This window comes from Pseudoclavibacter helvolus (assembly GCF_049707175.1).
Taxonomy (GTDB): domain Bacteria; phylum Actinomycetota; class Actinomycetes; order Actinomycetales; family Microbacteriaceae; genus Pseudoclavibacter; species Pseudoclavibacter helvolus_A.
In genome coordinates, this window is sequence record NZ_JBNAFM010000002.1 from 177,617 (window position 1) to 203,856 (window position 26,240).

Consider the following 26,240-nt stretch of genomic DNA (forward strand, 5'->3'; position numbering starts at 1 on the left):
TCCACCTGAGCTATGTAGCTCGCGACAGACTAGATCGCGTTGACGTCCAGCGGGATGCCGGGGCCGAAGGTCGTCGAGACGACAGCCTTCTGGATGTAGCGGCCCTTCGAGCTCGACGGCTTGAGGCGGACGACCTCGTCAAGGGCTGCGCGGAGGTTCTCCCCGAGCTGCTCAGACGAGAACGACGACTTACCGACGATGAAGTGCACGTTGGAGTGCTTGTCGACGCGGAACTCGATCTTTCCGCCCTTGATCTCGGTGACAGCCTTGGCCGGGTCGGTCGTGACCGTTCCGGTCTTCGGGTTCGGCATGAGGCCGCGGGGTCCGAGGACCTTTCCGAGGCGTCCGACCTTGCCCATGAGGTCAGGGGTGGCGACTGCGGAGTCGAAGTCGGTCCAGCCGTCTGCAACGCGAGCGATGAGCTCGTCGCCGCCGACCTCGTCGGCGCCGGCAGCGATGGCTGCCTCAGCCTTGTCACCGGTCGCGAAGACGATGACCTTGGCCGTCTTGCCGGTGCCGTTGGGCAGGCTGACGGTGCCGCGAACCATCTGGTCCGCCTTGCGCGGGTCGACACCCAGGCGAAGCGCGACCTCAACGGTGCTGTTGAACTTGGACGAGCCGGTCTCGCGTGCGAGCTCGACGGCCTCGGCGAGACCGTAGAACTTGTCCTCGCCGATCTTCTCTGCCGCGGCACGGTATGCCTTGGACTTAGCCATGTTGTTCTCCTTCAAGAGTTGCGGTTACGAGCCTGGCCGGCTCTCCCGCGATGTTCAGTACCGCGCCCATGGCGCGACGTGTGGTGTTGGGAGCGGGAAGGACTAGCCCTCGACCGTGATTCCCATGGAGCGAGCCGTGCCAGCGATGATCTTCGACGCCTGGTCGAGGTCGTTCGCGTTGAGGTCGGACTGCTTCTGCTCGGCGATCTCACGGACCTGGGCGGCGGTGAGCTTGCCGACCTTCGCCGTGTGAGGCGTCGGCGAGCCCTTCTTGACGCCGGCAGCCTTCTTGATGAGCTCGGCAGCAGGAGGGGTCTTCAGGATGAAGGTGAACGAACGGTCTTCGTACACGGTGATCTCGACGGGGATCACGTTGCCACGCTGCGACTCGGTAGCCGCGTTGTAGGCCTTGCAGAACTCCATGATGTTGACGCCGTGCTGACCGAGCGCGGGGCCGATAGGAGGAGCCGGGTTAGCGGCGCCAGCCTGAATCTGAAGCTTGATCAGACCCGAGACCTTCTTCTTGGGTGCCATGTCTTTTCCTTCTTTCGATTCGAACTCCGCGCAACTGCGCGGTGCTCTCCCGGTGGCCCGGCGGATCCGGACTCCGGTGGTTTGGGGGCAATCGCCCTGCGGGGGCGAGTGCTAGAGCTTGGTGACCTGGTCGAAGCTGAGCTCGACCGGGGTCTCGCGCTCGAAGAGCGACACGAGCACGGTGAGCTTGCCGCTCTCGGGCTTGATCTCGCTGATCGAACCGGTGAGCCCCTCGAAGGAGCCCTCCTTGATCGTGATGGTCTCGCCGATCTCGAAGTCGATCTCTGCGATGGGCTGACGCTTCTGAGCACCAGCCTGGCCGGAAGCGTTCGCCTTCGCGGGCGCCTCAGCGACTTCAACCAGACTCTTCAGCATCTCAAATGCCTCGTTGAAGCGCAACGGGGTCGGGTTGTGGGCGTTGCCCACGAAGCCCGTCACACCCGGGGTGTGGCGCACAACCGACCAGGAGTCTTCGTTGAGCATGAGGCGCACGAGCACATAGCCCGGAATGCGCACACGGGTGACCATCTTGCGCTGGCCGTTCTTGATCTCGACCACGTCTTCCATGGGGACTTCCACCTGGTAGATGAAGTCGCTCATGTTCATGGACTCGGTGCGCTGGTGCAGGTTCTGCTTCACGCGGCGCTCGAAGCCGGCATAGGTGTGGATGACGTACCACTTGCCCGGCTTGAGGCGCAGTTCGCGCTTGAAGGTCTCGTAGGGGTCAACGTCAGGGTCTTCCTCACGCGCCTCGACCTCTTCGTCTTCGGTCGCGGCAGCTGCTGCTGCCTCTTCCTCGCTCGTGTCGATCTCGAGCACGTCGTTGACGATCGCGTCGACCTCGGGGTCGACGACGTCTGCGCCTTCACCGTCGTCGAGGTCTTCCTCGGTGACGACCTCGTCGGACTCTTCGATCTCGTGGGCCGCTTCGAGCTCTGCGTCGATGTCGCGGTCACCCTCCTGAGCCTCTACGACTTCGGAGTCCTGCTCCAGTGCGGTCTCGTAAAGACCGTTCGGGTCGGCGACGTTCGGGTCTGACACGATTCCTCATCTCGATTCTGTGGTGCTGGGCAACTCGCCCGTTGTCGGTGGAGGCTTGTGAGCCGGAGCGCTGCGGCTATTCCGTCGGAACCGGCGTCGCCGCCGGCTCGCTCGGGAAGAGCGAGCTTCCCTGGCCAAAGACCCACGATGCGCCCCACCCGAACAGCAGGTCGAGCAGCGTGACGAGCGCCATCATGAAGATGACGAAGACGAGCACGACGCCGGTGAACTTGAAGAGCTCGGCGCGGGTCGGGGTGACGACCTTCTTGAGCTCACCCATGACCTGGCGGAAGAAGAGAGCGATACGGCCAACGAGGCCGCGTTTGGGCTCTGAGCCTCGCTTTGACTCTGCGACGTCGGTCGCTTCGTCGGACTTGCTTGGACTCACGCGCTCTCCCTTTCGATGGTTGAGACCTTCGATGGTGGGCCCCGTAGTGGGTGCGTTCAGCACCGAAATGCAGGGCGGACAGGACTCGAACCTGCAACCTGCGGTTTTGGAGACCGCTGCTCTACCAATTGAGCCACCGCCCTTTGCGTGAACACCGGATGCGTGCATCCGTTCACCCTGATACCGTCTGCAGCTGCTCCATAGGGAACAGTTTCAGGCGCGGTTCAGTATGTCGCTTTCGGCAACTAGGAAAGCATACGACAGGTGCGCGCCGGAAGTCCAACGGAGGCGCAACTCGCGGACGGCGACGCCCCCGCGGACCTAGACTCTTGGCCATGGTTTCCGACTCACGTCTCTCTCCTCGCATCGCCGCGATCGCCGAATCTGCAACGCTCAAGGTCGACGCCAAGGCCAAAGCCCTCAAGGCGGCTGGCCGGCCCGTCATCAGCTACGCCGCGGGCGAGCCCGACTTCACCACCCCGCAGCACGTCGTCGAGGCCGCGCTCGTCGCGGTCAGCGACCCGAAGAACCACCGGTACACGCCGGCGGCCGGCCTGCCGGAGCTTCGCGAAGCGATTGCCGAGAAGACGAAGCGAGACTCGGGCTGGGATGTGCCCGCCTCGCAGGTCATCGTCACGAACGGCGGCAAGCAGGCCGTCTACCAGGCGATCAACACGGTCGTCGGCGCGGGCGACGAGGTCCTCCTCCCCGCTCCCTACTGGACCACGTACCCCGAGGTCATCCAGCTCGCTGGCGGCACGACCGTTCCCGTCTTCGCGGGCGCCGACCAGGAGTACAAGGTCACGGTCGACCAACTCGAAGCCGCGCGCACGCCAGCCACGAAGGCGATGCTCTTCGTGTCCCCGTCGAACCCGACAGGTGCTGTCTACTCGGAAGACGAGACGCGCGCCATCGGCGAGTGGGCTGCAGAGCACGGCATCTGGGTCATCGCCGACGAGATCTACCAGAACCTGACCTACGACGGAGTCCGCGCGGTCTCGATCGTCGAGGCTGCCCCCGCGGTCGCCGACCGCACGATCCTTGTCAACGGCGTCGCGAAGTCGTTCGCGATGACCGGATGGCGCGTCGGGTGGATGGTGGGCCCCGTCGACGCCATCAAGGGCGCGGGCAACCTGCAGTCGCACCTGTCCAGCAACGTCAACAACATCGCGCAGCGCGCCGCGGTCGCGGCCCTCACGGGCCCCACCGAGCCAGTGGAGGAGATGCGCCTCGCCTTCGACCGTCGCCGCAAGACGATGGTGGAGGAGCTCAGCAAGGTCAACGGCTTCCGCGTCCCGACACCCGAGGGCGCCTTCTACGTGTACGCCGACGTGCAGCAGCTCATCGGCAAGGAGATCGAGGGGCGCACGATCACCTCATCGCTCGACCTCGCCGACCTCATCCTCGACGTCGCCGAAGTCGCGGTCGTCCCTGGCGAGGCGTTCGGCCCGTCCGGCTACCTGCGCCTCAGCTACGCGCTCGGCGACGAGGCTCTCCTCGAAGGCGTCCAGCGCCTGCAGAAGCTCTTCGCTGGCGTCGAGCTCTAGGCGGGGCGTCAGCGCACAGCAACGAGGCCGGCCCGGGCCTGCCAGCCAAGCCGGCGGGCCCGGGCCGGCCTCTTCGCCGTCGCCGAGGAGCAATGATCCACGGCCGCATCGACGCCGCGCTCGCCCCTACGGTGTCGTGAAGCTGATCTCGGCGACCTTCTGCGAGATGCGGGAATTCGGGTCGTCGAGCTCTCCGCCCCAGGCGTTCGCGAGAATCGTGATCTTCGTGCCCGTGGATGGCATGTAGCGGGTCGCCATCATGCCTTCGGAGCCGTCCGACCAGCGGAGTCGCTGCGCGAGCAGCTCGAGCTCGTACCCGCCTTGACCCTGGATCACGAGGGGAACAGGGTCGCCGACCGGCTCAGGTTTCGCAGTGAACTGCAGCGACGCAGAGTTCAGCTCCGATCGAGTCATGTCCTCGTCGCGATACTCGCTCTGGTGCAGGTTCTCCTGTGCGACCGAGAAGTACGCGCCGGACTGCGGGTCGCTGAGGATGTAGAGGTTCGGCTGCCGCTCGGAGATGTCCTGCTCCCATCCGCCGAGTGGCGGGTTGACGACGGTGATGCCGTTCGGGAAGACCACATCGGTGGTGATCGGGATGTACCCGGGGGCCGCTTCCTGGGGAGCGGCGGGCATGAGCGTGCTCGTCGGGATGGGCGTCGAGGCCGGGCCCTGCGGGTCGGCGCCGCCGACGGGGATCGTCGGGTCGCTCGGTGTGTTGAACGCAGCGAAGAGACCGATGACCAGGGCGATGATGGCGAGGCCGCTCACGCCGATGCCGACGAGGAGGCCGATGGGACGCTTGCGCTGCTTCTGGAGCTCGGGGTCTTCGCCGAGCTCTCGTCGCTTCACCTGTGGGGCCGCCTGCGGTTGGGGGATGTAGCGAGGCGGCGGCACGCCCGGTGGGAGATTCGGCGGCGGCCCCTGCACGAACGGCCTCTGGCCGGGTGCGCCCGGAGGTGGTGGGCCTTGGAGCTGCCCTGGATGCGACGCGTGGCCGGTCACGGGCGCTTGGCCGTGCGGTGCGTGCTGGCCAAAGTTCTGCGCCGGCGGGTACTGTCCCGGCGGCACCACCTGCCCGCCGGCGGGCGGCTGCTGGGGCTGCCGCCGCGGGTCCGGTCCGCCATGCTGACCTGGCGGTGGGGTGATGGGCGGTTGCGTCATGCCTGCGAGAGTACCGCCCGCGTCAGGCAGCTGCCTTGACGCGGGCGGCCCGCGGACGCCCCTGAAGGGTCAGTCGAAGATCCGCCGGATCAGGTTCGTGTCAGCGAGGTCGAGCAGCTCGTCCCCACGACCGGACAGCACGGTGCGGAGCGCGTAGAGGGTGAAGCCCTTCACCTGCTCGGCGGAGATGGTCGGCGGGATCGACAGCTCCTGCCTCGCGGTGACGACGTCGACGAGGGCCGGCCCGTCATGCGCGAATGCCTCGCGAAGCGCGCGCTCGAGATCGTTCGGGTTCTCCACACGCTGCCCGTGGATACCGATCGCCTTCGCGACCTCCGCGAAGTTCGGGTTCTCGAGGTCGGTGCCGTAGTTGACGAAGCCCGCGGCTTTCATCTCGACCTCGACGAAGTTGAGCGACGAGTTGTTGAACACGACGATCTTCACCGGGAGCTTGCTCTGCCGGAGCGTCAACAGCTCGCCGAGCAGCATCGCGAGGCCGCCGTCGCCCGCGAGCGCGACGACCTGCCGCTCCGGGAACGCTGACTGCGCGCCGATGGCCTGCGGCACGGCGTTGGCCATCGTGCCGTGGCTGAACGAGCCGATAAGTCTCCGCTGCCCGTTCATCTCGAGGTAGCGGGCTGCCCACACGACCGGCGAGCCCACATCCGGAATGAACACCGCATCCTGCGTCGCGAGCTCGCTCACGAGTCTGGCGACGTATTGCGGGTGGATGGGGGTGCGCCCGTGGTCGTTGTCGGCGAGCGAGTCCAGCTCCTTGCGGGCCTTTCGGTAGTGCTTCACGGACGCTTCGAGGTGCTTGCTGCTCTTGTTGCCCTCGAGCAGCGGGATGAGCGCGTCGAGCGTGTCTCCGACGTCGCCCACGAGGCCCAGATCGAGCGGTGTCCGCTTACCGAGTTGCTCGCCACGGATGTCGACCTGGATGATCTTCGCCTTCGAGGGGAAGAACTGCTGGTAGGGGAAGTCGGTCCCGAGCATGAGGAGCGCGTCGCAGTCCTCGATGGCACGGTAGCCGGACGAGAAGCCGAGCAGCCCGGTCATGCCCACGTCGTAGGGGTTCTCGTACTCGATGAACTCCTTGCCTCTGAGCGCGTGCACGATCGGCGCCTGGAGCGCCTCGGCTGCGGCGATGAGCTGCGGGTGCGCCCCCTGGGTGCCGGCGCCTCCGAGGATGGTCACCTTCTTGGCGGTGTTGAGGATCGCAGCGGCACGCGCGAGCTCGTCGTCGGTGGGGCGGACGACCGTCTTGGCGGGGAGGATGGGCGCCGACTTGCGCCGCCCGGCGCTCTCCTTGAGGAAGATCTCACCGGGGATCACCACGACCGCGACGCCCCGCTTCTCCACTGCGGCCCGCATGGCGATCTCGAGCACTCGGGGAAGCTGCTCGGGCACCCCGACCATCTCGCAGTACACGCTGCTCTCGCGGAACAGCTCCTGTGGGTGGGTCTCTTGGAAGTAGCCGCTACCGATCTCGGCTGACGGGATGTGCGCGGCGATCGCGAGGACCGGCACGCGGCTGCGGTTGGCGTCGTAGAGGCCGTTGATGAGGTGCAGGTTGCCTGGGCCGCAGCTGCCTGCGCAGACGGCCAGGTTGCCGGTCAGTGCGGCGTCGGCGGATGCGGCGAACGCGGCGGCCTCTTCGTGGCGCACGTGCGACCACTGGACGGCGCCGTTTCGGCGGATGGCGTCGGTGAAACCGTTGAGCGAGTCTCCGGGGAGGCCGTAGACGCGCTCGACACCGGCGTCGTGGAGGATATCGACGATCGTGTCAGCGACTGTAGTCATAGCGTGATCTTCCGCCTCGAATCGGGGAGCAGCTCCGGCAATGCCCAGGAAAGCTCGGAGCGCTCGTGCTAGATCGCGCATCGCCTCGATGTTCACGCCTGTACCGAGGCTGACTGCCTCCCCCGATCGGGGGAGGCGAATCCGCCGATCGGCGTCTGCCGGGCGCCGCCGGCGGGCTGTTCGATAGGAGCATGAGCACAGCACCAGCCATCGAGGTCACCGACCTCGTCAAACGCTACGGGGACCGCGACGTCGTCGACTCGCTCTCCTTAGAGGTCCGCCCCGGTGAGACCTTCGCCCTGCTCGGCCCGAACGGCGCGGGGAAGAGCACCACGATCGAGATACTCGAGGGCTTCCGCACGGCGACGTCAGGCAGCGCGCGGGTGCTCGGGCATGACCCTGCGCGTGGCGATGCCGAATGGCGCGGCCGCATCGGCGTCGTCAGCCAGTCGAGCGCCGACATCGAGCGGTACTCGGCACGCGAGGTGCTGCGGCACTTCGCGAGCCTCTACCGTGAGCCTCGAGCGGTCGACGAGACCATCGAGCGCTGCGGCATCGCTCCGTTCGCGGCTCAACGGGTCGGTCGCCTCTCCGGGGGCCAGAAGCGGCGCGTCGACGTCGCGCTCGGCATCATCGGCAACCCGGAGGTGCTGTTCCTCGACGAGCCGACGACCGGCTTCGACCCGAACGCGCGCCGCGAGTTCTGGGGGCTCATCCAGCAGCTGAAGGCCGAGGGCATGACGATGGTGCTCACCACGCACTACCTCGACGAAGCAGAGCACCTCGGCGATCGCGCCGGCATCATCGCCGCCGGGAAGCTCGTCGAGATCGGCGACATCACCACCATCGGCGGTCCGGCGTCCCGCACACCACGGGTGCGTTGGCAGGAAGCCGACGGGGCGTGGTGCGAGGAGAAGACGGATGCGCCCGCGCAGCTCGTGGCGAGCTTGGCCGACCGCGCCGGCGGGGAGCCCGCAGGGCTCACCGTCACCCGCCCCTCGCTCGAAGACGTGTACCTCGAGATCATCGGCGAGCATCCCACCCCATCGCTGGCCACCCCAGCGGACCCCCCTCACACAGCCCGCGCTGCCGCAGTCGTCGGAGGCACCCCATGACCCAGATCGCCGTTCCCACAGGCGCAGGCACCAAGCACCATCTTCCCGCCGCTTCGGGCGGGCCGACGAAGCCCAGGTCGACGATCGGCAACGGCCTACGACGCATCTCGTTCGAGCTGCGCGGCTACTTCCGCCAGACCGACCAGGTGTTCTTCGTTTTCCTGTTCCCCTTGGTGATGTTCGCCCTCTTCGCGTCGATCTTCGGCGGCGAGACGGTCGTAGACGACCCTCGCTTCGCCGACGTGACGATGTCGCAGTACTACCTCACGGGCATGCTCGCGATGGCGATCCTGCTCTCCGGCATGCAGTTCCTGGGCATCGACATTGCCACGGAGAAACACGAGGGCGGACTCGCCCGCCTCGGCGCCACCCCGCTCAGTCCCGTCTCGTTCTTCATCGGCAAGATCGGGCTCGTGCTCATCACCTGCACGCTTCAGTTGGCCCTCGTCCTCGGCCTCGCCGTGGCGGCCTTCGGCATCGAGCTGCCGGAGTCGCCGGAGCTGTGGCTGCGGTTCGGGTGGCTTTCGCTGCTCGGCATCCTCTGCTTCGCGTCCCTTGGCATCGCGATCTCGGCGATCCCCCGCTCCGCGCGGTCAGCATCCGCCATCGTGCTGCCGCTGGTGCTCGTGCCGCAGTTCCTGTCCGGCATCTACGTGCAGTTCAGCGTGCTGCCGGAGTGGATGCAACAGGTCGCGAATCTCTTCCCGCTCGCCGGGCTCGTGCGAGGGATGCGCAGCGTGTTCCTGCCGGATGACTTCGCGGCCGCGGAGGTGGGAGGCACGTGGGGCCTGGGGGTCGCCGCGATCACGCTCGGCGTCTGGACCGTCATCGGCCTCGTCGCGAGCCTGCTCACGTTCCGCTGGAGCCGCGGGCGGTCGTAGTGCGGCCCCGCACTCAAATGTCGGTGGGGCGCGAGAGGATCGCTGCAACGCGAGAGGATGGGGCGTGATGGACTTCCTGGTTCGAAACGGGCGCTGGTGGCACCTGCTCATCGTGGGCACGGCGCTTGCGAACGCGCTCATCGCGGGCTGGCTCGCCGCCACCGCTCCGACCAGCGGGGAGCGATTGCAGGCCCTGGTCGCGCTTGGCGCGCTGCTCCTGGTCCCAATCGTGTGGCTGCTCTTCGGGGTTCGGTCGCTCGCAGACCGGCGCCGCGGCGTGGCGCTCGTCGCAATCGTCACGACGCTCGTGGCGGTCGCGATCGTGCTCGTCCCGTGGACCGGCTTCGTTCAGACACTGGTGTACCCGCTCGTGTGGTGCGTGTTCCTGAGTCCGAAGCGCAGCATCCTCATCTCGATCGGCATCGCGTTCGGTATCGGTGCGCTGTCGGCGCTCTACAACGGGGTCGAGGCGATTCCCGACATCCTCCCGGGCCAACTCTTCAGCGTCGCCGCCACGTGCGGCATCGGACTGTCGATCTCCTACGCCTGGCGGGTCGCAGACGAACGCCGCGAGCTGCTCGAGCAGCTCACCGCCTCGCAGGAACACGTGCGCGAGCTCTCGCGCCTAAGCGGCGCATCGGTGGAGCGCGAACGCATCTCTCGAGACCTGCACGACACGCTCGCTCAGACGCTCGCGGGCCTCGCGATGCTGGCCGACCGGAGCGCGAAGGAGATCGGCCGCATGCGGGATGACGACGCGGCGGCCGAGCCTGAGGCGCAGGCGGCGCTGCTCGCGCAGGAGGAGCGCGCCGACCTCATCGCGACGCTCGCGCGAGATGCGCTCGCCGAGGCGCGCGGGCTGATTGCCGAGAACGCACCCGTGCGGTCGGCCGACCCGGCGGATGCCGCCGACCCCGCCGCGGTGACGTTCGCCGCCGCGCTCGGACGCCTCGTCGAACGGTTCCGTCGTGAGACTGGCGTGGGCGCCGAGTCGAGCATCGAAGTCGAACCGCGGTCGCTGACACGCGAGAGCGAAGTGGTGCTGCTTCGATGCGCGCAGGAGGCGCTCTCCAACGCCCGACGGCACGCTCACGCCTCGGAGGTGCGTCTCTCTGTGGGTACACACGGCGAGTGGGTCGTGCTTGAAGTCGAGGACAACGGGCTCGGGTTCGCGGTCGACGAGGCGTCGCCGGGCTTCGGCCTCGCGAGTCTGCGCGATCGGGCGAGCGCGATCGGCGGCGACGTGGACATCGCCAGCGAAGCCGGGCGTGGCACGATCGTGACCGTGAAGATTCCGGCGAAGGTGGGGAGCGAGGCATGATCCGCATCCTGGTCGCCGACGACCACCCCATCGTCCGTGCGGGCCTGGTCGGCATCTTCGACGACGAGCCCGACATTGAGGTCGCCGCGGAGGCTGCCGACGGGGCCGAGGCAATCGCACGCGCGATCGCGACGACTCCAGACGTCGCCGTCATGGATCTGCGGATGCCCGGCACCGACGGCGTCGAGGCGGCCCGGCGCATCCTGGAGGCCCTTCCAGAGACTCGGGTGCTGGTCGTCACGACCTACGACAGCGACGACGCGATCATCGGCGCCATCGAGGCGGGCGCGAGCGGCTACCTGCTCAAGACGGCGAGCAGTGCGGAGCTCGTCGAAGCCGTGCGCCGCGTGGCTGCCGGGGAGCTGGCCCTCGCGCCATCGGTCACCGCGAAGCTCGTCGCGCAGACCCGCGCGGCGGGCGCTGCCTCAACCGCGGCTGGGGGCGACGCGTCCGGCACGACGCATCCGCACCCCGGCGCGGGGCCCGCGACCCCCGCGCTGAGCGCACGCGAGCTGCAGGTGCTGCAGCTTGTGGCCGATGGACTGTCGAACCCCGAGATCGCGCTTCGGCTCCGCATCGGCGAGGCGACGGTGAAGACGCACCTCGGCAAGGTCTTCACGAAGCTTGAGGTCAACTCGCGCGTCCGCGCCGTCACGCGCGGCCTCGACCTGGGCCTCCTCTCGCGTAACTGATCACCGAGCCTCCAGACGCCAGCTCTAGGCTGGCAAGATGAAGTCCGCGCGCGCCCTCCCCCTGCTTGCTCTGCCTCTGCTCGCCGTCGCCGCACTCGGGTTGAGCGGATGCGCATCCGACACCCCTCCCACGAGCGTCGCGACGAACAACTACGGCGGACTACCGACGGGCCAACCCGACGACGCCCCGGTCGACATGGAGGGCCCGCTCGTGCAGTGGCTCGACGAGGGCACGTCGATCTCGGTGACCACGTGGGGCAGCTCCGGGTGTCCGGCGATCCTCACCGAGGTCAACGCGGTCGACGCGCAGACGCTCGACCTGCAGTATCTCGACGCCACCGCCTACCCAGACCAGATGTGCACCGCCGACTACGCACCGCACACGAGCGAGATTGACCTACCCGCGGACGTGACTGGAGCGCCGCTCACGGTCACCGTCAGCTTCGACGGCGAAGCACCACGCGCCACCGTCACCCTCGACTGAGCGCCCACCGAATGACCAGCGGCACCTGCGCGTCGTCCGCCGCGCAGGCAGGTTCGCCTCACTCGACAGCGATTGACCCGTCGAACCTCAGTCGCTACAGTCGAGCACAGTCCGAGAGCAGAGAGGAGCACCGATGATGCGTACGTTCACATTCAGCAACCAGCCGTTGGTGATGCTCCCCCTCGGCGGCCACATCTCCTGAGCTCCGTGTCGCGGGTGAAGTCTGTCCCCGCCCACCACGGCCACGCCGCGGCATAGCCGCCGCCGCATCCGTCGACTGCTCGGCAGTCACGTCGCTCACGCCGCGTTCCCGCGGCCCCGCTCCTCCGAGCGCCCCTTCTTGCATGCCTTCTGCTGGAGAGACACCTCTCATGAATCACGTCCTGACCACCCACTCGACCACCGATCCGAGCACCCTGCTCGTGACCATCACCCCAACGTCCACGTCCACCCCAACGGGGAAGCCGTCGCTGCTGCACCGCGTCGAGCTGCGCGTCGCGCTGTGGCTGCTGCTGCGCAGCGCGCGACGTCAAGCAGCGAACGTGGGGCACGCAGAACAGCACCGACGCCGCCACAACGACGCGGAACGCGCCCGCCGCGAGCAGGATGCACTCCGCGCGTGGTGCACACGCTGCATGCACCACTGACGCACAGCCGGTGACACCACCAGCTCCACCGAGACGGAAGCCCCGAAGCACCACTGGTGCTTCGGGGCTTCCGTCTCGGCCCTTCGAACTGGCCCTAGATTGTGAGCCCGACCAGCACCGGTTCGTTGACGAGCCGAACACCAAACTCAGCCTCGACCCGGGCGCGCACGTAGCGGGCGAGCTCGACGATCTGCTCGGCCGTCGCTCCCCCACGGTTCGTGATCGCAAGCGTGTGCTTCGACGAGATCGCCGCGTTCGAGCCGGGCAGCGAGAAGCCCTTCTTCACGCCGGCGTGGTCGATGAGCCACGCCGCGCTGAGCTTCGCGAGCGGCGCCCCGTCTTCGTCCGTGCCCGCGTCAAACTTCGGCATCTCGGGCAGTTCCGCCGCGAACGAGGAGCGGACGATTGGGTTCACGAAGAACGACCCCGACGAGACGGAATCCTGGTCGTGCGGGTTGAGCACCATGCCCTTCGATGCGCGAAGGCGGATGACGGCGTCGCGCACGACGTGCACGGGCATCCGCTCACCCAGTGGCACGCCGAGGGCGCGCGCGAGCTGGTCGTAACGCACCGGCTCGCTCTGCCCTTCCGGCATCTCGACGAGGTCGAGCTCGACGCGGGTCACGATACCGCGGAGCTCGCCCCGCTTGATCGCCGAGGTTCGGTAGCCGAGACCGAGGTCGGCAGCGCTGATCCAGCGCACGTCATCGAGGTCTGCGTCGTAGAACTCGATGCGCGCGAGCACATCGGACAACTCCTGCCCATACGCGCCGATGTTCTGCACGGGAGTTGCGCCGACCGAGCCAGGGATGCCCGCGAGCGCCTCGATGCCGCTCCAGTTGCGGGCGACCGCGTAGTCGACGAGTGCGCTCCACGACTCACCGGCGTCGATGCGCACACGTGCCTGACCGACCTTGTCGACGGGGCCATCGAGCTGGTGGATGCCCTTGGTGACGACGTGGAGCACGGGCTCATCGATGCGCTCGTCGGTCGCGATCGTGTTCGATCCGCCGCCGAGCACGAGCGGCTGCTCGAAGCCCGCGAACAGCTCTTCTGCTGCTGCAATGAGCTCGGTTCTGGTGGCCGGGGCGACAAGATTCGTCGCCTCGCCGCCAACCTGCGTGGTCGTGAGCTCGGAGAGCCTCGTCACGCGGTGGCCTCTGCCGGCAGGGTCGCGGGCGCGTCGCCCTGGAAGTCGGCGCGAACCTGCGACTTGGCAAGCACCGTCTGACCGCCGAAGGACACGACGAGGTCGATTCGCCCGACGCCGTCGTCGCCCGCGAGCTGGCCGATCTTCGCGACGATCGACACCTCGGCACCGCTCTGCGGGTCCACGACGACGGGGCGGGTGAAGCGCACCTGGTAGTCGACGACTCGGCCCGGGTCGCCGAGAGCGTCGACGACGGGCTGCAGCGCGACGCCCATGGTGAGCATCCCGTGCGCGAGCACGCCGGGCAGGCCGACAGCTTCGGCGACGTCGTCGCGGTAGTGGATGGGGTTGAAGTCGCCGGATGCGCCGGCGTAGCGCACGAGGTTGTCGCGGGTGAGCGTCACGGTGCGCTCGGCGATGACGGTACCGGTCTCGAGGCCCGTGAAGTCGGGGCGAGGGAGGACAGCTATGGCAGTCGTGTCGGTCATGCGGTTACTCGCTCTCATCTGGCGTTGCACGGACAACGAGGGTTGCCGACGCGGTCACGACCTGCTCGCCCGCCGCATCCGTCAGCACCGTCTCGGCGCTGATCATGGAGTTGCCGCCGAGCGACTTGACGCTTTTCACCTCGAGGGCAGCGCGCAGTTCGTCGCCGGCGACGATGGGGCGCACGTACGTGAACCGCTCGTCGCCGTGCACGATGTGCGACAGCTCGATCTGCGCCTCGGGATCGGAGAGCAGCAGCTGCAGCCCCGCGTCTTGCAGCACGGCGGGGAAGGTGGCTGGCGCGACGAGGTCGGCGTACCCGGCGGCCTGAGCCGCGGCGACGTCGAAGTGCGTCGGGTGCGAAGCCAGCACGGCCTTCGCGAACGAGCGGATGTGCTCTCGGCCCACGAGGTACGGCTCGGGGAGCTCGTACCGGCGGCCGGCAAGTTCAGGGTTCACAGACACGGCCGCCAGTCTACGGGGCGGCACCGACACGGCGACGATGTCTGCGTGCATCCACGGATGATCTCGTACTCGCGTGGGAACCCGGCGCAAACTCCGGAGCATCCGTGCCCGCGGTCTCGGGATGGAGGCCGAGCCGGGCCGAGCGGCGGGGAGGCGGCGCGAGGACCGCGCCGCGCCGCACGGCCGTGAGATCTTCCTCATGAACGGGTCATGAACGGTTTATGAACGGCGACCAAGGTCGATCTCATGCCGCAGCGACTGGCGCCGCGGCCTGAGGAGGTCGACGAAGATGACACAGGTTCCAGGGCGCATTTTGGTAGCCCCAAGCGGTTTCAAGGAGAGTCTCTCGGCGGAGCAGGTCGCCGATGCCATCGCATCCGGAGTTCGACGGGTACTGCCCGGCGCGGTCATCGACCGCGTGCCGGTGGTGGATGGAGGCGAGGGCTCAGCGAGGACGCTGGCTGCCGCGACTGGTGGTCGGCTCGTCGAGCGCACCGTGACCGGCCCGGTCGGTGAGCCGGTGACCGCGGTGCTCGCGATGCTCGGCGGCGACGCGACGGGCACGGCCGTCGTGGAGGTGGCGGAGGCCGCCGGGTTGCGACTCGTACCTCGCGGCCTGCGGGACCCGGGTGCGACCTCGACGCGTGGCGTGGGCCAGCTCATCCGCGCGGCACTGGATGAGGGTGCCAAGCGCATCCTCGTCGGCTGCGGCGACTCCGGCACCTGCGACGGGGGCGCGGGGGCGTTGCAGGCACTGGGAGCCCGCATCACCGACTCCGACGGTGCCGAGATCGGAGCCGGCGGCAACGCTCTCGCGGATGTTGCGGCGCTCGATCTCTCCGGTCTCGACGGAAGACTCTCGGGGGTCGACGTCTTTGTCGCCTGCAACCCGCACAACCTGCTCACGGGTGCCCGCGGTGTGGCCCGCATCTTCGGTCCCCAGAAGGGCGCAACCCCCGAGCAGGTCGACACCCTCGACGCGGCGCTCGAACGATGGGCGGCCGTGCTGAGCCGCGACGGCGTGCAGCCGAAGTCGTACGACTTTGCCACCGGCAGCTGCACTGGCGCCTCCGGCGGGCTCGGCGCCGGCCTCGCGGGCGGCATCGGCGCGCGCCTCATGCCCCGTTTCGAGGTGATGCTCGATCACGTCGATCTGGATGCCCTCGTCCGACAGGCAGACCTCGTGATCACCGCTGAGGGGTCGATCGACGAGCAGACACCCCACGGCAAGGTGCCCGCCGAGGTCGCGCGGCGCGCGAAGGAGCAGGGCAAGCCGGTGTTTGCACTCGCCGGGACCATCGGCCACCACGCGAGGGACGTGCACGACATCGGCATCGACGCGATCGTCTCGATCGTGCCGCTCCCGCTGACCCTCGAGGAGTCGATCGCCCGCTCACCACAGCTGCTCACCGACGCCGCCGAGCGCTCGATGCGCCTCATGATGATCGGCTGCCAGCTCGGTCAGGTCGAACACCACGAGCCGGTGCCCCTGCTGCGGAGCGTGTCGTGAGCACGCGCATCGCGGCCGAGCCAGCGGAGAAGCCGTCGGTCGCGAACCGGGTGTCGGCCCGCGCGCTGCGAGGCCTCCCGGGCCGCACGCGCTGTGCGATGGTGCTCCTCGCGGCGCTCGCCGCCCTCGCCTGCATCCCGGGTGATCTCCCCGCGGACGCCCGGCTTGCCCTGTTCGCGTTCGCCGCCGCCACGGTGCTGTGGACGCTGACCGACCTGGAGCCCGGCTACGTCGCCCTCGGCGCCGGCCTGCTGGCGTGCATCCCGACCGGACGTCAGGAGGAGTTCTTCGCGGCCCTCGGCAACGACGTCGTGTGGCTCATCGTGGGCGCGTTCATCATCGGCGGTGCCACGGCAGGCTCGGGGCTCGCCGCTCGGCTGACGAGCGCGATCATCGGGCGGGCGAGGTCGGTGCGTGGCCTTCTATGGCTCGTGACGGCCGCCGTCGTTCCTCTCTCCTTCCTCGTCCCGTCGACCTCTGGCCGCGCGGCAGTGCTGCTGCCCGTCTACCGTTCCCTGGCGGAACGGCTCGGCGACCCGCGCGTCTCGAAGGCGCTGGCACTGCTCATGCCGACCGTGGTGCTCGTTTCGACGACGGCAACACTGGTGGGGGCGACCTCGCACCTGGTCGCGGTCGACCTGCTCAGGCAGGCGACCGGCGACACCATCTCGTACGCGCAGTGGGCGCTGTGGGGTGCACCGTTCGGGATCGCCGCCAGCGTCGTGGTGTGTGTGGCCGTGCAAGCAATGTTCCTCCGCCGGGAGGAGCGACGTCGGCCGATCGTCCAGGCGGTGCCGCCCGCAGACGGCGCCCGTTCCCGGCTCACGCGCCCGGAGCGCACGGTGGCGCTTGTCGTGGGGCTGGCCCTCGTCGGCTGGCTGACCGAACCGGTGCACGGGTTCGGCATCGCGACGGTCACCATCATCGCCGCGGTCGTCCTGTGCGCGCCCGGCATTGGCGTGATGCGTTGGAAGGAGGGCGTGGCCTCCGTGTCGTGGCCGCTTGTGCTGTTCGTGGCCGGCGCCCTCGCCCTCGGCGGCGCGCTCGTCGAGACGGGTGCCGGCGACTGGATCGTCTCGAGCCTCTTCTCGCTCAGCGGCATCGACGCGCTCACGTCGACCCTCGCCCTGGTGAGCATCATCGCCGTGCTCTCAGTGACGGCGCACCTCTACGTCACCTCGCACACGGTCAGGGCGATCGCGCTCATTCCGCCGTTCCTGGCGTTGGCGGCGACCACCGACCTGTCGCCGGTCGCGCTCGTGTTCATCGTGAGCATCGGCCTCGACTACTGCCTGACGCTGCCTGTCAGCTCGAAGGCACTGCTCGTGTTCACGGATGCGGATGGCCGTGGCGAGGGCCTCGCACCGCGCGATCTGCTGCGGCTGTCGCTGGTGCTGCTCCCCGCCTACCTGGTGCTGATGGTCGTGACCTACGAGCTGTGGTGGAAGCACACGGGCCTGGCCCTCTAGGCCCGGCCCGTTCATCCATCCTGCGCCAGGAGGCGCGGCTGTCGGGTCAGACTGCGACGAGGCGCGGCTGCGAGGGTGCAGACACCGATGCGGTGACACCCGACCCTGTCGCACGGGCCTCGGCGGCGTTTGAGAAGAGCGCGCGCTGCGTGAAGTCGAGCGAGGCGAGGTCGACACGCGAGATGGTGTCCTCGGGAACCGAGGTCCAGCCTGCCGTGTCGATGCCGGTCGACGAGAAAACCGTGGTGCCGTCGGCGGCGCGGAGCATGCTCAGCCGGTAGTACTCGTCGGTGTGCCCGTTGGGCAGGGTGGATGCGTCGATGCCGTAGCGCGCGAACGTCTCCTCGGTGACGTGGGCGGTGCTTGAGGCGTGGACGACGACGAGCTCATCGCCGGAGAGGATGGTGGCGTTGAGGCTCGATTCGGGGAACTCGCCGCGCAGTACGCGCACGGCAGCGGCCGCCGCGTCTTCGAGGGCGAGCCCGTCGCGGACATTCTGTCGGACGAGGCCGAAGTAAAGCTCGCTGTCGGTGTCGCCCGCGACGGTCGCGCGGATCTCGGGGCGAAGGAGGTCGTCGAAGCGCCATGTTGGGACGATGGAGCCGTTGTGGGCGAAGGCCAGTCCGTCAGCAACGAACGGGTGCGTGTTGACTTTGGTTCGCTTGAAGTCGTCGGTGGCGAGGCGCAGGTGCACGATGCGCGCGTTCGAGGGCGCATCCGCGAGCAGGGTCGAGAGCAGCGGGTCGTTCTGGCCTGGTGTTGAGATGCGAAGTGACTCGATCTCGCGCTCGGTCTCGCCGAAGCCGGCGGCGAGCCACGCGGTGCCCCAGCCATCGTTGTGCACGCTGGTCATGCGCTGGAAGGCGTCGCTGTTCATGTCTCCGATCACCTTCGTGACGGTGGTGTCACGTGGGGCTGCGTAGGCAAGCAGACGGCACATGTGCGAACTCCTTCCAGTGTTGTCGAGCGGCTGTTGTGAGTTGTTCGGAGCCGAGAGGCTCACGAGCATCTGACCATCCTGTGACAGTGGCGTCGCCCGGTCCACCTTCGCGACGCTGTGTGACGGACGATTTCGGTGGCCTACGGCGCGCGGTATCGCGGTGCCTGTCCACTACGAGTGCAATTTCGGGCAGATTCGAGCTCAAACCGTCCGAATGGGCCGACATTGCACTTTCATTGGTCAGGGCTCGGCTCGCTCAGCCCTCGCGAACGCGCGGCGCAGGGCGCTCGCCTTAAGCTCGACCTCGAGGGTCTCCGCCTCTGGGTCGCTGGCGAGCACGATCGCGCCGCCCGCCCCGATCGACCAGCCCCGCGCATCCCGCACGGCCGTGCGGATGACGATACTCAGCTCGGTCGAGCCGTCGGCGCCGAGCATGCCGAGGGCACCCGAGTAGACGCCGCGGTCGCGGCCCTCGATGTCGCGCAGCAGCTCGACGCTGCGCAGCTTCGGCGCGCCGGTCATGGAACCGCCGGGGAACAGCGCGCGTACGACGTCGAGGGGCGCGACGCCCGGTGCCGACCCGCGCACCGTGGTCACGAGCTGATGCACGGTCGCGTACGACTCGACGGCCATGAGGCTGGGCACGTGCACGGACCCCGGCGCGCAGACCCTGCCGAGGTCGTTGCGCAGCAGGTCGACGATCATGAGGTTCTCGGCGAACACCTTCGGGTCATTCGCGAGCTCGCGCGCGGCGGAGGCGTCGAGGAGCGGGTCGGATGCGCGCGCCGCGGTGCCCTTGATGGGCTTCGTCTCATAGTCCCCGGCGGGGGTGCCGCGCAGGAATCGCTCGGGCGATGCGCTGACGACCGCGCCCCCGTCGAACTCGAGCAGTGCCGCGTAGGGCGCGGGGTCGGTGGCGCGGAGTTCGAGGAACAGCGCCAGGGCGTCTGGGTCGGCGTCTGGCCTGAACTCGTTCGTGAGGCACAGCTCGTAGGAGTCGCCAGCGAGGAGCCGCTCGCGGCACTGCGCGATGTCGGCGGCGTACTGCTCGCGTGACGTGTGCCAGGTGCCGTCGACGAGGCCGGATGCGCGGCTCGTGTCGGGCCGACCACCACGAGGGGTGCGCGCGTCGCCGCTCAGGGCGTCGCGGACCTCGGCCGCAAAGCCGTCGGCGGCCGCTTCCGCGAGCGCGGAGTCTGAGGCGGTCACGGCGACGGTGACCGCCCCGGTCGCCCGATCGACGAGCACGAACCGCCTCGGGTCGAGCCACCAGGCGTCGGGCAGCGTGCGCTCGCCGCCGGTGGCGGCGTGCGTCGGCGGCTCGACGCCGAGCATCCGCACCCCGAGTTCGTAGCCGAAGTAGCCGAGCAACCCGCCCCGGAACGCGAGCCCCTCGCCGCCCACCGGGCACATCCCTTCGACCGCCCGGCGCACGGCCTCGAAGCTGTCGTCACCGAACAGCCGTAGCACTCGGGCTGGCTCGCTGGTCGAGTGCCCGTCGGAGACAGGCGCGTCGTCGGCGAGAATGCTCCACTGTGCTTGCCTGCCTGTCTCGTCCGGCACGTCAACCCAGACGCTCGCGGCAGCCTGCCGGAGCAGGTCGCGATAGATGCGCGTCGCCGCGGACTCGGCGGCCACGCGCCCGTCGGCCTGCGGGCCGCACACGTCGCGGCTCGCGACGAAGAAAGCCGCGGCGTCGGCAACTGGCGACGCTGCGGGCACCTCGCCGAGGCGCTGGGTTCTCGGCCCCGCGCCGGCGCGACCCTCCGAGCCCCCTGCATCCGCCGCATCCACCGCCGCCACGAAGTTCGCAACGACCTGCCGCCCGTGCTCGCTCGCGATCGATTCCGGGTGGAACTGCACGCCCCACGCGGGCCGCCCCTCGACCTCGAGTCCCTGCACGACCCCGTCTTCGCTGCGCGCGGTGACGCGGAGGCCGGCGGGCAGCGGTTCCCGAACGGCGAGCGAGTGGTAGCGAGTGACCAGGGTGCCATGCGGGATTCCGGCGAAGGGGCCGGTGCCGTCGTGCTCGAGCGGGGAGCGCCAGCCGTGTTTCGCCTCGGGCGCGGCACCGACCTCACCCCCGAAGTGGAGGGCGATGCCCTGGTGCCCGAGGCAGACCCCGAGGACGGGAATGGTCGAGGCTGGCGCGAGTGCCGCATCCAGCACCCTGGCCGAGCCGCCGAAGTCGACCGGGTTGGCCGGATGCCCGGGGCCGGGTGAGACGACGATCCCCGCGACGAGGCCGGCGGAGATCCAGCTGAGGCAGCCGTCGATCGCGCCAGGGTCGCCGGCGTCGACGACCCGCACCTCGTGTGTGCTGAGCTCGAGCAGCAGCTGCACGAGGTTGTAGGTGTAGGAGTCCCGGTTGTCGACGACGACGATCACGCGGGACGCCCGTCCGGCGACGGCCCGTCGAGCAGCGGCACCGCGCTCGCGGCTTCAAGGCGCGGCCGCCACCGGCGCACGCGCGCCACGTCGAGGCCGAGGCGCGTGCCGTTGAGCATCGACACGGGGCTGATGCCGTGGAGCGTGTTGAGATACCAGAGCTCGTCCCAACCACGGTCGGCGGATGCGGCGAGCGGGTCGGCGAGCAGCTCGCCTTCGACTCGCGGCACCCCGGCCGTGGCGAGCAGCTGCTCGAGCACACCGAGCGTTGTGCCTGGCACACGACGCCCCGTGGGTGGGATGACGAGGGTCTCGCCGAGCCAACCCACCACTGATCCATGTGCCGCCTCGGTGATTGAGCCGCGTTCATCGACGAGGAGCGCATCCGCCGCGCCTTCCTCGTGTGCGCTCATGCGGAGCGTCGCGAGGTAGGGGAAGTCCGGCCCCTTGAGCGTGGGCCAACGGCGTTCATCGAGGCGCGTCACGAGCTTGGTCAGGGGCCTCGCTTCGGGGGCGGGCCGCACGGTGAGCTCGACGAGCACTCGGTCGCCGTCGAGGTGGGCGGAGAGTCGCGGGAACCACTCGTCGGCGAGCGGCATGCTCTCGGACACGTCGGCCCAGATGCGCGACCAGTCGGCGTCGACGGGGTTGGTACCTGCTGAGTTGCCGGCCCAGGCGAGCGGATGCGCGGCAACCGCTTCACCGAACAGCGCTGTGACAGAGCGCTCGAAGCGCTCCCGGTGGGCGGCGTAGGCGACGACTCGGCCAGACTCGACGCGCCACGACTCGACGACGCTCACGGCTGCATTCGAGTTGTCCGCGGCATCCTCGTCGCGTCCACCTGCATCTAGACCCTGCATCGCCCCATTCTGCCCCAGGTGCCATGCGGGGCATCACTACGGTAGTGCCTCGGCCGCGACGCGTGCACGCGTTTCGTCCGATCGCTCCTCCCCGCTACCCGGGTGGCGGAGAATGCTGGCATGAGCACCCCAAGCACACCAAACACCCCAACGAGCGTCGTCTTCGTCTGCAAGAAGAACGGCGGCAAGTCGCAGCTGGCCGCCGCCCTCCTTCGAGCGATCGGCGATGAGTCGATTTCCGTGACCTCTGCGGGGACGTCGCCGGGTGGCTCGCTCAACGCCGAGTCGGTGGAGTCGCTCGCCGAGCTCGGCATCGACGTGGGCGACGAGCACCCGAAGCCGCTCACGCAGGCGATGCTCGACGCCGCCGACCTCGTAGTGCTGCTCGGCGACGAGGCGCAGCTGCCGGAGGGCGTCACTGCGCCTGTCGAGCAGTGGATCACCGACGAGCCGTCAACGCGGGGCATCGTCGGCATGGAGCGGATGCGGCTCGTGCGCGACGACATCCGCGCCCGCGTCGCGGAGCTGCACTCGCGGCTCCGCGACGCGTGACGGACGGGCCGCCGCGGACGGTTCAGGCGAGCCGTGCTTTCGGATCCCTCCAGCTCCTAGAGAATTCTCGTCGAAAAGGAGGATTCGACACCCCTGATTCGGGTTCGCATGACTAGCACATGGAGTTCTAACGGAGCGAAACCGCTCCCGACCGGATTGAAGCTCGGTTTACCCCATTTGAGACCGGAGAATCGAGGTAAATTACTCGCGTGCAAAGGATCAAAAGAGACAGGACACCCAAGGCGCCTCTCCTCCAGAACGCCAAGCATCTGGCAAGAGTCAACTGGTTTCTCAGCGAACAAGCCGGAACGCACCCGGTTTCAGATCAAGACGAAACTCGCATTGCGCATCTTGCTTGGCACACTCGAGAATTAGATCTATCCTTCGTCGGTCTATCACTTGGAACTGGCACTCTCACCCTTCCTATAGCCGTCATGACGATCACAGACGCCCCCCTTGTCCTCGTCCTTGCATTTGTCGCCCTTGCAATCCTCTTGGTGGCAACCGGCGTAGGTGTGGCGCGAGACTCGTGTACAGCCACGGCTGCGTGCGCCGTAATGGAGCATCGCCGGACGACTGTCTCTGTATCTACTTATCACGACCAGAGACTAGAGAAACTCCTGACCGACGCTTCAAAATCAACACGCATGCAATCGGTCGTGATGGTCACAGTCGGTATTGCTTTTCTGGCAAAAGCGGCGAGTCGACGGCACCGTTAGGTTTTCGGATCACCGACGAGCCGTCAACGCGGGGCATCGTCGGCATGGAGCGGATGCGGCTCGTGCGCGACGACATCCGCGCCCGCGTCGCGGAGCTGCACTCGCGGCTCCGCGACGCGTGACGGACGGGCCGCCCGTTCCCCGATCAGCCGACTGCAGCGGCGTCGCCCGAGAAGCTCGCGAGCCTCGCCACGCGCCTGGCGAGGATGTCGGTCTCCACGTTCACCCGGTTGCCCACGGCAAGCGCTCCGAGCGTCGTCCCGCTGAGCGTCTCAGGGATGAGCGACACCTCGAACCAGTTGCGGTCGCCCGCCGTGGCACCTGGCCCGTCCGCGCCGACGGCGCTGACCGTGAGCGAGACGCCGTCCACTGCCACCGAGCCCTTGTCGACGAGCAGCCTGGCGTGCGCTGGGTCGACGGCGAAGCGGATGCGACGCCACGCGTCGAACCGTTCAACCTCGAGCACCTCGCTGGTCGTGTCGACGTGCCCCTGCACGATGTGCCCGCCGAGCCGGTCGCCGACGCGCATGGCGCGCTCGAGGTTCACGGCGTCGCCTTCCGACCGGTCCCCGAGGGCGGAGGCGCGCAGCGTCTCCCCCATGACGTCGGCCGTAAAGCTGTCGCCGTGCAGCTTGGCGACGGTGAGGCACACGCCGTCGACGCAGATGGAATCGCCGACCCGGGCGTCGCTCACGCTCAGGGGGCCTCGGACCGTAAGCCGCGGATCCGAGTCATGCCTGACGATGCCAGTGATCTGCCCGAGCTCCTCGATAATGCCCGTGAACACGGTCACGCACCTCCCTGCTGAGATGGGCTCGTCTGCTGGGACGGACTCGTCTGCTGGGACGGACTCGTCTGCTGGGACGGGAAGGCGAAGTCGCGGAGGGCCGAGGCCGTGGCGATCGAGGCGAGCGCCGCATCCGCCCCCTTGTCCTCGAAGCTGCCAGGCAGCCCGATGCGCGCTTGCACCTGCTCCTCGGTGTCGCAGGTGAGCACGCCGAAGCCGATGGGGATGCCCGTACGGACGGCGACGTCGGTGAGCCCGTGTGTCGCGGCCGAGCACACGTACTCGAAGTGCGGGGTGCCGCCGCGGATGACGACGCCGAGGGCGACGATCGCGTCGGGCTTGCTCACCGCGATCCGGCTCGCGGCGACGGGCAGCTCGAACGAGCCCGGAACCCGCACGAGCTCGACGTCGGTGACGCCCGACGATGCGAGCGCCCGGTTGGCACCGTCGACCAGCGCCGCCATCGCGGTCTCGTGCCACCGCGCCGCGACGATCACGACCCGCATTCCGGTGCCGTCTGCCTGCACCGCTGGTGCTCCCTGTCCGCTCATCGTCGTGCCCTTCTCGTCAGCGCCTCAGCGGCGCGCGTGCTGGTGTTGTTGTGGTTCTTCAGCGGTGCGTCGGCCGCCGGGAAGCCGGGGAACTGCCGTCGGAACTCGACGATGTCGTCGACGTGCAGCAGCGCGAGGCCGGTGTCGTCCGCGAGCTCAGTGGCCTCGCCGAACGAGAGCATCTCGCCGTTGTCGCGGACCAGCTCGGCGATCACGCCAACCTCGCCGGTACCAGCGAGGCGCATGAGGTCGACAGCCGCCTCGGTATGCCCTGGCCGCTCGAGCACGCCGCCGTCGACGGCGCGCAGCGGCAGCACGTGCCCGGGGCGGATCAGGTCGCGCGGGGATCCGTCGGCGGCCGCGAGCGCCCGCACGGTCGTCGCTCGATCGCTCGCCGAGATCCCCGTGGTGACGCCAATGGCCGCGTCGACGGTGACCGTGTAGGCGGTGCCGCGGGCGTCCTCGCTGCGTTCGACCATGATGGGCAGCTCGAGATGGTCCGCGAGCCTGGCGGGCAGAGGCGCACACAGGAGCCCAGATGAGTGCCGAATGACCCAGCCGATCCACTCGGGCGTTGCCCTGTTCGCGGCGAGGATCGCATCGACCTCGTTCTCGCGCGAAGAGGCATCGGCGACCAGCACGGGTCGTCCGGCGCGCAGGGCCTCGAGCGCGTGGAACAGCGCGGCGCTCATGCCGCCACCCCGAACGTCGCGGCTGCGGCCGGCTGCTCTGCAGCGCCAGGTCCGCGAACGAGGCGGATGAACGTGTCCTGACCGAGCGGATGCACGGCCTGGGTCACCCAGCGGCGTGCGTCGCGCAGGCTCCCGATGTCGAGTGAGGAGACCGAGTTTGCGCCGTCTCCCAGCAGGATGGGTGCGAGGTAGGCGTCGATCTCGTCGACGAGTCCCGCGCGTAGGAAGGCCGCCGAGATGGACGGGCCGCCCTCGACGATCAGGTGGCGGACGCCGCGGTCCGCCAGTGCGTCAATGGCACGGGCAGGGTCTCGGGTTTCGAGGTGCACGAACAGCTCAGGTGTTGCCCGAACGGCGGCGCCGGCGGCGACCTCCCGCAGGCCCATGACCGCGCGGAGCGGCTGCGCGCCGAGGTCGGCGGCGGGTCCACGGACGGAGAGCGACGGATCGTCCGCCCGCTGCGTGCCCGTCCCGACGAGGATCGCGCAGGCCTCGCTGCGCCGTCCGTGCGCGTGCGCCCTGGCCTGCTCCGACGTGATCCACTGGCTCGACCCGTCCGCGGCGGCGACCTTGCCGTCGAGCGTGGACGCGAGCTTGAGCGTCACGAACGGCCGTCGCTCCGTGACGTTGGTGAGCCAGACACGCACGAGACCCTCGCCCGCAGCGGCGAGCACGCCTTCGACCACGCGCACGCCAGCGGCGCGCAGCCGCGCCGCTCCCCCGGATGCGACCGGGTTCGGGTCGGCGACCGCGAACACGACCTCCGCCACGCCCGCCGCGAGCAGCGCGTCGGCGCAGGAGGGTGTCCTGCCGGTGTGGGCGCACGGTTCGAGGGTGACGACGGCCGTCGCGCCCCGCGCATCCTCGCCTGATGCACGCGCATCGGCGAGCGCGGCCGCCTCGGCGTGCGGAGTTCCTGCGCCGCGGTGGAACCCGCGACCGAGGATGCGGCGGGGCCCACCACCCGCAGCGGGCGGCGCGAGGAGCACGCAGCCGACCCGTGGGTTGGGGTCTCGGGCAGGCCCTTCGGCCGCGAGGGAAAGCGCCACTTGCATGGCGGCGTCGACAGTGTCGACGCGGTTGGGGTGTTGGATCGGCATCGCCGGTGACCTCCGCGTATCGCGTGCCACGGGGCCATGTCCCGGTGCCGGCGCAGCCGGGGATTCCGGCAGCCGACGCCAACGGAAGCCCTCGTCGAAACGAGCGCCTCCCATGCACCTACCATCCGGACTTTCACCGTCGGTCCTGGAATTTCACCAAGTCAACCGCTCGCGGACGAGCGGGTCGCGGACTCTCACCGCCGGTTCGGACTTTCACCGACCCCGGAGCATGTTGCAC

26 protein-coding genes, 1 tRNA gene, 1 pseudogene and 1 riboswitch are annotated in these 26,240 nt (G+C 68.8%); of the genes and pseudogenes, 11 read left to right on the forward strand and 17 right to left on the reverse strand.

Translation table 11 applies throughout. From position 1 onward, the window contains the following. Positions 1-29 precede the first annotated feature (29 nt). The 5 genes from rplA to ACPYN9_RS02495 form a co-directional block, all read right to left on the reverse strand. The gene (rplA, locus tag ACPYN9_RS02475; protein WP_424463607.1) at positions 30-716 is read right to left on the reverse strand and encodes a 50S ribosomal protein L1; all 687 of its coding nucleotides are present in this window, start codon (positions 714-716) and stop codon (positions 30-32) included. A gap of 102 nt (positions 717-818) precedes the next feature. Then, positions 819-1,250: a 50S ribosomal protein L11 gene (rplK, locus tag ACPYN9_RS02480; protein WP_424463609.1), complete on the reverse strand. Its 432-nt coding sequence runs from the start codon at positions 1,248-1,250 to the stop codon at positions 819-821. A 111-nt stretch (positions 1,251-1,361) separates the two neighbouring features. After that, the gene (nusG, locus tag ACPYN9_RS02485; RefSeq protein ID WP_424463611.1) at positions 1,362-2,291 is read right to left on the reverse strand and encodes a transcription termination/antitermination protein NusG; all 930 of its coding nucleotides are present in this window, start codon (positions 2,289-2,291) and stop codon (positions 1,362-1,364) included. Positions 2,292-2,367: 76 nt separating this feature from the next. Next, entirely contained in the window at positions 2,368-2,679 is a 312-nt protein-coding gene (gene secE / locus ACPYN9_RS02490) for a preprotein translocase subunit SecE (RefSeq protein WP_104285874.1), read from the reverse strand. A gap of 70 nt (positions 2,680-2,749) precedes the next feature. Further along, positions 2,750-2,822 (reverse strand) — tRNA-Trp (locus tag ACPYN9_RS02495). 192 nt (positions 2,823-3,014) lie between these two features. On the opposite strand from ACPYN9_RS02495, the gene ACPYN9_RS02500 reads away from it, so the two are divergent. Next, the gene (locus tag ACPYN9_RS02500; RefSeq protein WP_424463612.1) at positions 3,015-4,226 is read left to right on the forward strand and encodes a pyridoxal phosphate-dependent aminotransferase; all 1,212 of its coding nucleotides are present in this window, start codon (positions 3,015-3,017) and stop codon (positions 4,224-4,226) included. A gap of 126 nt (positions 4,227-4,352) precedes the next feature. Here ACPYN9_RS02500 and ACPYN9_RS02505 read toward each other — a convergent pair whose 3' ends face one another. Beyond that, positions 4,353-5,390, reverse strand: a complete 1,038-nt coding sequence (locus tag ACPYN9_RS02505; protein ID WP_424463614.1) for a hypothetical protein — start codon at positions 5,388-5,390, stop codon at positions 4,353-4,355. A gap of 69 nt (positions 5,391-5,459) precedes the next feature. Next, entirely contained in the window at positions 5,460-7,193 is a 1,734-nt protein-coding gene (poxB, locus tag ACPYN9_RS02510) for a ubiquinone-dependent pyruvate dehydrogenase (RefSeq protein WP_424463616.1), read from the reverse strand. A gap of 191 nt (positions 7,194-7,384) precedes the next feature. Between poxB and ACPYN9_RS02515 the strand changes: the two genes are divergently transcribed. The 6 genes from ACPYN9_RS02515 (at position 7,385) to ACPYN9_RS02540 (ending at position 12,333) form a co-directional block, all read left to right on the forward strand. Continuing rightward, complete coding sequence (locus tag ACPYN9_RS02515) at positions 7,385-8,308, forward strand: ABC transporter ATP-binding protein (protein ID WP_424463618.1); 924 nt, start codon at positions 7,385-7,387, stop codon at positions 8,306-8,308. Beyond that, on the forward strand, positions 8,305-9,189 hold the full coding sequence (locus tag ACPYN9_RS02520; RefSeq protein WP_424463620.1) for an ABC transporter permease: 885 nt from the start codon (positions 8,305-8,307) through the stop codon (positions 9,187-9,189). The genes ACPYN9_RS02515 and ACPYN9_RS02520 overlap by 4 nt, the downstream gene beginning before the upstream one ends. 67 nt (positions 9,190-9,256) lie before the next feature. Continuing rightward, a complete protein-coding gene (locus ACPYN9_RS02525) occupies positions 9,257-10,510 on the forward strand; it encodes a sensor histidine kinase (protein ID WP_424463738.1) in 1,254 nt (417 codons plus the stop codon). Next, complete coding sequence (locus tag ACPYN9_RS02530) at positions 10,507-11,202, forward strand: response regulator (RefSeq protein WP_424463621.1); 696 nt, start codon at positions 10,507-10,509, stop codon at positions 11,200-11,202. The genes ACPYN9_RS02525 and ACPYN9_RS02530 overlap by 4 nt, the downstream gene beginning before the upstream one ends. Before the next feature lie 37 nt (positions 11,203-11,239). Further along, the gene (locus ACPYN9_RS02535; protein WP_424463623.1) at positions 11,240-11,686 is read left to right on the forward strand and encodes a hypothetical protein; all 447 of its coding nucleotides are present in this window, start codon (positions 11,240-11,242) and stop codon (positions 11,684-11,686) included. Between the two features lie 371 nt (positions 11,687-12,057). After that, entirely contained in the window at positions 12,058-12,333 is a 276-nt protein-coding gene (locus ACPYN9_RS02540) for a hypothetical protein (RefSeq protein WP_424463624.1), read from the forward strand. A 94-nt stretch (positions 12,334-12,427) separates the two neighbouring features. Here the strand turns inward: ACPYN9_RS02540 and ACPYN9_RS02545 are convergent, their stop codons facing one another. Genes ACPYN9_RS02545 through ACPYN9_RS02555 form a run of 3 tightly spaced genes read right to left on the reverse strand, consistent with a single transcriptional unit; the run spans position 12,428 to position 14,428 of the window. Continuing rightward, a complete protein-coding gene (locus ACPYN9_RS02545; RefSeq protein ID WP_424463625.1) occupies positions 12,428-13,483 on the reverse strand; it encodes a UDP-N-acetylmuramate dehydrogenase in 1,056 nt (351 codons plus the stop codon). Further along, positions 13,480-13,971, reverse strand: a complete 492-nt coding sequence (locus ACPYN9_RS02550; RefSeq protein ID WP_424463627.1) for a MaoC/PaaZ C-terminal domain-containing protein — start codon at positions 13,969-13,971, stop codon at positions 13,480-13,482. Before ACPYN9_RS02550 ends, ACPYN9_RS02545 begins: the two co-directional genes overlap by 4 nt. 4 nt (positions 13,972-13,975) lie before the next feature. After that, positions 13,976-14,428, reverse strand: coding sequence for an FAS1-like dehydratase domain-containing protein (locus ACPYN9_RS02555; protein ID WP_424463739.1), 453 nt, complete (start codon positions 14,426-14,428; stop codon positions 13,976-13,978). Positions 14,429-14,723: 295 nt separating this feature from the next. On the opposite strand from ACPYN9_RS02555, the gene ACPYN9_RS02560 reads away from it, so the two are divergent. Continuing rightward, positions 14,724-15,944, forward strand: coding sequence for a glycerate kinase (locus ACPYN9_RS02560; protein ID WP_424463629.1), 1,221 nt, complete (start codon positions 14,724-14,726; stop codon positions 15,942-15,944). Further along, positions 15,941-17,413 (forward strand): SLC13 family permease, encoded by a 1,473-nt coding sequence (locus ACPYN9_RS02565; protein ID WP_424463630.1) that lies wholly within the window; start codon positions 15,941-15,943, stop codon positions 17,411-17,413. Before ACPYN9_RS02560 ends, ACPYN9_RS02565 begins: the two co-directional genes overlap by 4 nt. Before the next feature lie 46 nt (positions 17,414-17,459). Here ACPYN9_RS02565 and ACPYN9_RS02570 read toward each other — a convergent pair whose 3' ends face one another. From ACPYN9_RS02570 to ACPYN9_RS02580, 3 genes are all read right to left on the reverse strand, one after another. Beyond that, a complete protein-coding gene (locus ACPYN9_RS02570) occupies positions 17,460-18,353 on the reverse strand; it encodes a class II glutamine amidotransferase (RefSeq protein ID WP_424463632.1) in 894 nt (297 codons plus the stop codon). Positions 18,354-18,593: 240 nt separating this feature from the next. Further along, positions 18,594-20,741, reverse strand: a complete 2,148-nt coding sequence (locus ACPYN9_RS02575) for a chorismate-binding protein (protein ID WP_424463634.1) — start codon at positions 20,739-20,741, stop codon at positions 18,594-18,596. Next, positions 20,738-21,601, reverse strand: coding sequence for an aminotransferase class IV (locus tag ACPYN9_RS02580; RefSeq protein ID WP_424463636.1), 864 nt, complete (start codon positions 21,599-21,601; stop codon positions 20,738-20,740). Before ACPYN9_RS02580 ends, ACPYN9_RS02575 begins: the two co-directional genes overlap by 4 nt. A gap of 120 nt (positions 21,602-21,721) precedes the next feature. On the opposite strand from ACPYN9_RS02580, the gene ACPYN9_RS02585 reads away from it, so the two are divergent. Continuing rightward, positions 21,722-22,153, forward strand: a complete 432-nt coding sequence (locus ACPYN9_RS02585; RefSeq protein ID WP_424463638.1) for a low molecular weight phosphatase family protein — start codon at positions 21,722-21,724, stop codon at positions 22,151-22,153. A gap of 727 nt (positions 22,154-22,880) precedes the next feature. After that, positions 22,881-22,994, forward strand: a pseudogene (locus tag ACPYN9_RS02590) (low molecular weight phosphatase family protein); the annotation flags it as partial. A gap of 23 nt (positions 22,995-23,017) precedes the next feature. On the opposite strand, the gene ACPYN9_RS02595 reads toward ACPYN9_RS02590, so the two are convergent. From ACPYN9_RS02595 to ribD, 4 genes are read right to left on the reverse strand one after another with little or no spacing between them, the layout of a single operon-like run. Further along, complete coding sequence (locus tag ACPYN9_RS02595; protein ID WP_424463741.1) at positions 23,018-23,659, reverse strand: riboflavin synthase; 642 nt, start codon at positions 23,657-23,659, stop codon at positions 23,018-23,020. Between the two features lie 2 nt (positions 23,660-23,661). After that, positions 23,662-24,210 carry a 6,7-dimethyl-8-ribityllumazine synthase gene (gene ribH, locus ACPYN9_RS02600; protein WP_424463639.1) on the reverse strand — a complete coding sequence of 183 codons (549 nt, stop codon included), beginning with the start codon at positions 24,208-24,210 and terminating at the stop codon, positions 23,662-23,664. Then, positions 24,207-24,902, reverse strand: a complete 696-nt coding sequence (ribB, locus tag ACPYN9_RS02605) for a 3,4-dihydroxy-2-butanone-4-phosphate synthase (protein WP_424463641.1) — start codon at positions 24,900-24,902, stop codon at positions 24,207-24,209. Before ribB ends, ribH begins: the two co-directional genes overlap by 4 nt. After that, a complete protein-coding gene (ribD, locus tag ACPYN9_RS02610; RefSeq protein WP_424463643.1) occupies positions 24,899-26,002 on the reverse strand; it encodes a bifunctional diaminohydroxyphosphoribosylaminopyrimidine deaminase/5-amino-6-(5-phosphoribosylamino)uracil reductase RibD in 1,104 nt (367 codons plus the stop codon). The genes ribB and ribD overlap by 4 nt, the downstream gene beginning before the upstream one ends. 109 nt (positions 26,003-26,111) lie before the next feature. Further along, positions 26,112-26,236: riboswitch (FMN riboswitch) on the reverse strand. Between the last annotated feature and the right edge of the window lie 4 nt (positions 26,237-26,240).

Bases quoted from the DNA above. Each gene is read 5' to 3' on its own strand.
- ribB (WP_424463641.1), bottom strand. From the start codon at position 24,902: ATGAGCGCCGCGCTGTTCCACGCGCTCGAGGCCCTGCGCGCCGGACGA.
- ribH (WP_424463639.1), bottom strand. From the start codon at position 24,210: ATGAGCGGACAGGGAGCACCAGCGGTGCAGGCAGACGGCACCGGAATG.
- ACPYN9_RS02520 (WP_424463620.1), top strand. From the start codon at position 8,305: ATGACCCAGATCGCCGTTCCCACAGGCGCAGGCACCAAGCACCATCTT.
- ACPYN9_RS02505 (WP_424463614.1), bottom strand. From the start codon at position 5,390: ATGACGCAACCGCCCATCACCCCACCGCCAGGTCAGCATGGCGGACCG.
- poxB (WP_424463616.1), bottom strand. From the start codon at position 7,193: ATGACTACAGTCGCTGACACGATCGTCGATATCCTCCACGACGCCGGT.
- rplA (WP_424463607.1), bottom strand. From the start codon at position 716: ATGGCTAAGTCCAAGGCATACCGTGCCGCGGCAGAGAAGATCGGCGAG.
- ACPYN9_RS02570 (WP_424463632.1), bottom strand. From the start codon at position 18,353: ATGTGCCGTCTGCTTGCCTACGCAGCCCCACGTGACACCACCGTCACG.
- ACPYN9_RS02500 (WP_424463612.1), top strand. From the start codon at position 3,015: ATGGTTTCCGACTCACGTCTCTCTCCTCGCATCGCCGCGATCGCCGAA.
- ACPYN9_RS02525 (WP_424463738.1), top strand. From the start codon at position 9,257: ATGGACTTCCTGGTTCGAAACGGGCGCTGGTGGCACCTGCTCATCGTG.
- ACPYN9_RS02540 (WP_424463624.1), top strand. From the start codon at position 12,058: ATGAATCACGTCCTGACCACCCACTCGACCACCGATCCGAGCACCCTG.
- ACPYN9_RS02515 (WP_424463618.1), top strand. From the start codon at position 7,385: ATGAGCACAGCACCAGCCATCGAGGTCACCGACCTCGTCAAACGCTAC.
- ACPYN9_RS02580 (WP_424463636.1), bottom strand. From the start codon at position 21,601: ATGCAGGGTCTAGATGCAGGTGGACGCGACGAGGATGCCGCGGACAAC.
- ACPYN9_RS02550 (WP_424463627.1), bottom strand. From the start codon at position 13,971: ATGACCGACACGACTGCCATAGCTGTCCTCCCTCGCCCCGACTTCACG.
- ACPYN9_RS02560 (WP_424463629.1), top strand. From the start codon at position 14,724: ATGACACAGGTTCCAGGGCGCATTTTGGTAGCCCCAAGCGGTTTCAAG.
- ACPYN9_RS02535 (WP_424463623.1), top strand. From the start codon at position 11,240: ATGAAGTCCGCGCGCGCCCTCCCCCTGCTTGCTCTGCCTCTGCTCGCC.
- ribD (WP_424463643.1), bottom strand. From the start codon at position 26,002: ATGCCGATCCAACACCCCAACCGCGTCGACACTGTCGACGCCGCCATG.
- ACPYN9_RS02585 (WP_424463638.1), top strand. From the start codon at position 21,722: ATGAGCACCCCAAGCACACCAAACACCCCAACGAGCGTCGTCTTCGTC.
- ACPYN9_RS02530 (WP_424463621.1), top strand. From the start codon at position 10,507: ATGATCCGCATCCTGGTCGCCGACGACCACCCCATCGTCCGTGCGGGC.
- rplK (WP_424463609.1), bottom strand. From the start codon at position 1,250: ATGGCACCCAAGAAGAAGGTCTCGGGTCTGATCAAGCTTCAGATTCAG.